At 55.6% G+C, this 3,331-nt stretch carries 2 protein-coding genes and 1 pseudogene; 2 read left to right on the top strand and 1 reads right to left on the bottom strand.

The window, feature by feature from the left end; all coding sequences use genetic code 11:
- Positions 1-126: 126 nt before the first annotated feature.
- A pseudogene (locus tag AKG12_RS28880) lies at positions 127-411 on the top strand (transposase); the annotation flags it as partial.
- Positions 412-1,481: 1,070 nt separating this feature from the next.
- Positions 1,482-1,952 (top strand): transposase, encoded by a 471-nt coding sequence (locus AKG12_RS31245; RefSeq protein ID WP_225339657.1) that lies wholly within the window; start codon positions 1,482-1,484, stop codon positions 1,950-1,952.
- Between the two features lie 386 nt (positions 1,953-2,338).
- Here the strand turns inward: AKG12_RS31245 and AKG12_RS31490 are convergent, their stop codons facing one another.
- A complete protein-coding gene (locus AKG12_RS31490; RefSeq protein ID WP_502688820.1) occupies positions 2,339-2,767 on the bottom strand; it encodes a transposase in 429 nt (142 codons plus the stop codon).
- Between the last annotated feature and the right edge of the window lie 564 nt (positions 2,768-3,331).

The following is a 3,331-nucleotide window of genomic DNA, read 5'->3' on the forward strand; positions in this document are numbered from 1 at the left end:
GTCAGCTCGGCTGGGATCAGATCGGAAAGCCGAAACTGGGCTCGCATGGCGCTGGTTCTCCGTGAAAAACCAGGCCAGTGGAATCTAAAACATCATCAAGATTGAGTCAGACCCCTTACTCCATGCCTAATCACAACCTGGCAGAGATGCATGGTTCACTTCATGCGCAATGCCTTGGTCCAAGCCGGAAAGAGCGGACGTCGCGTCGTGTCCGCCTTCATTGCCACGGCATTTGCTCAGGACACGCCAGCGGCGGCGAGCACCCAATGGCGCAGTGTCGCCGACCAGATCAGGCCGAAGGTTCCGAAACTCGCTACGCTGATGGATAGTGCCGAACAGGATGTCCTCGCTTACATGACCTTTCCCAAGCAGCACTGGGCAAAGCTTCAGTCGACAAATCTGATCGAGCGTCGCACGGCGAGATCAAGTAACGAAATCCATCCCCATCCGCGCTCAAAATGGCTTCCCCTCGGCAGTTCATCAGGGCTAAATCAAACTGGCATGTCCGCCGAAACGGGCACTCCAAGACTACAATGGCTCGGGAAACGCTTCCCGTCGCACTCAAAAAAGTGAGGCCCGCCGATCTCGTTGGAGATTAATCGAGCGGGCCTCGCGCCGCTGCGGAATTGGAACACCGACGGCAATGTTTCAATTCGCTAAAAAACCAAACGTTCCTGGGCACAGGTAAGAACAAAAAAGCCCGTCACCTGGCGGGGTGACGAGCTCACGCTTAGGCGCTATTCGCAACGCCGCTGCATTCTATGATGCCTGTTCTTGGCATTCGTGTCGTTGGAATAGAAGATAGCGCAGATAGGTTGCGCGAAGCTTACGTTTCAACTGTAACTTATAGTCTTCAAAAAGAATGAGGCCCGACGCTCCTCGTAAGCGCCGGGCATCTATGCCGCTACCCGTTGGAAAGATGCGACGGTTCAAGGCTAACCCCGCCGGCAATACCGGCAACCTTAAAAAACACGACAGGAGAACAGGGCGACTGTACGCGAGGGGGAGCGGGAGGCTTGTGCCACCGGCCATTTTTGGGGCCGCTTTGCTCAACGCTGTGGCCATAATGTAAGGCTGATTCCCTCCGATCTACGTGAAGCCGTTTGTCAAACGTCAGAAGAACGACACAGCCGATGCAGCGGCGATCGAGGCTGCACAACGAGCGAACATGCATTATGTCGAGGTCAAGGGCTGAACATCAAGCCCGAGCGGTGGCGTTTCGAACGCACCAGTGCTTCGTGCGCCATCGTACCGAGCTCATCAATGCGCTGCGTGGACATCTTGGCGAATTCGGGATCATCGTTCTTCAAGGACCCGCCAATCTCACTGCGGTAGTGGGAATTCTGGCCGATGAGACAAATGATCTTCCTACTGGAGTTAGAGAGATGGGCCAGCTTTACCTGGATCAGATCAGGCTGCTGACCGAGAAAATCGACGGGCTGATGCTGAAACTTCGAGAAGCGATCAAAGCGAATGAAGATATGCGTCGACTTTGCACTGCTCCCGGCGTCGGATCCGTGACCGTCGGCGCGATCCTCGCATTTGCTCCAGATCTTCGCGCATTTAAGAGCGGCCGGAATTTTGCTGCCTGGCTTGGCCTTGTGCCCAGGCAGCACTCTACGGGAGGCAAGACCCGACTGGGTGGTGTCAGCAAGATGGGGCAATCCGTTGGTAGGGTTCGCATGTCCAATTCCGGTATGCTGATCGATAGAGGGTTGAAGAACACCGGCGAATCCTGCATTGCAATGAGTACGTGCCCAGAAGTCACGTCGCTGCAGGGTCGGCCAGTCTTCGGGCTGTCCGACCCTCCATTGAGCCAACGCCCTTGCAATATTTCTTTTCGGGTGCAAAAGAGTGCTGCCACCTGTCTTGTTTTCCTTGATCCTTTTGATGATGGTCGCCCTGTTTGTCATGATTGGCGCCGTCATTGGGCGGGATGCGGGATGGATTGATCTTACCGGCGCCCATGATTCCACGATTAGTCGCGACTATGTCTTGCGACCCTTCTCTTCGGATGGAAAATAGCATCAAAAGGCGTCAGCCCTCCGTTCTCAAATAGACGATAACCGCCGGTTTCTGCGCCCCGTCAAGCAGGCGGTTGAAGCATGGCACGCCAACCTATTGTTCTCCGTCACGAGCGCGCAGCATCCGGCTAACTCGGCAGATATTCCGCGATTTTCAAGAGGAAGGAAACATCCGGGTTACATTATTTGCCCTGACGTGCGAGGCCCCCAACCATTTCGACGCCTTGCAGGAGACAGGGTGGGGTGGAAATGCTATGAGACGCCCCGCACCCGAAAACTTGTAGAACCAATCAAATGCAGCGGTTTTCGGACACCTAAAGCGTTCGGGACTTTCCTAGGTTCAGGACTCGTTGATCAGAGCCAGAAGATAACGGTTTCAGCGAGAGCGGTGGCGGAGAGGAAGACCATTGGGCATCTGTCGTAGCGGGTAGCGACACGCCGCCAGTCTTTGAGACGCCCGAACATGATCTCGATCCGGTTGCGCCGTTTGTACCGGCGTTTACGGTATTTGATGGCTTTGTTGCAGGACTTCCGACCCGGAATGCAGGAGATGATCCCCTTCGCCTGTAAAGCGTCACGATACCAGTCGGCATCATAGCACGGTCGGCCAGTAGCCATTTGGCCTTGGGAAGTTCATCAAGCAAGGCGGCGGCACCGGTGTAATCGCTGACCTGATCGGCCGTTATGAAGAAAATGATCGGGCGACCAATCGCATCCGTTATGGCATGAAGCTTGGTGTTCATGCCGCCTTTCGTGCGCCCAGGCGGCCTGAGCCCCCTTTTTTACCCGCAGGCTGGAAGCCGTGCGGTGGGCCTTGAGATAGGTCGCGTCGATCATGATGTTCATGCGCTCTGCAGCCTCGGGCACAGCCAAGCATTCCATCATCTGGAGAAAGATGCCCTTGTCACCCCAACGTTTCCAGCGGTTATAAAGCGTCTTGGAAGGGCCATATTCCTTTGGCGCATCGCACCACCTGGGCCGTTGCGGTTGACGAAAATGATGCCGCTCAGAACGCGTCGATCATCGACGCGCTGGCGACCATCGCTCTTGGGGAAGTACGGCTGAAGACGAGCCATTTGCCCTCCTCCGCCCCCTCGGAACAAAACCTGGAATAATTGATTTTGCTTGTTGAGATAGTGGGCGGTGCTCCTGTTTTCGGCTGGGCAGTTGAGCGCCTCTCTCTGTCCTGCCCACGCCTCATTCCATCAGGGACGGCAGGCTGATTATTTACGGGGATACCCATGGCCAACGACAAGCTTTCGACCTACAGGCAGAAACGCGATTTTCAGAAGACGCAGGAGCCAAGC

This window comes from Agrobacterium sp. SUL3, assembly GCF_001263295.1.
GTDB lineage: Bacteria > Pseudomonadota > Alphaproteobacteria > Rhizobiales > Rhizobiaceae > Agrobacterium > Agrobacterium tomkonis.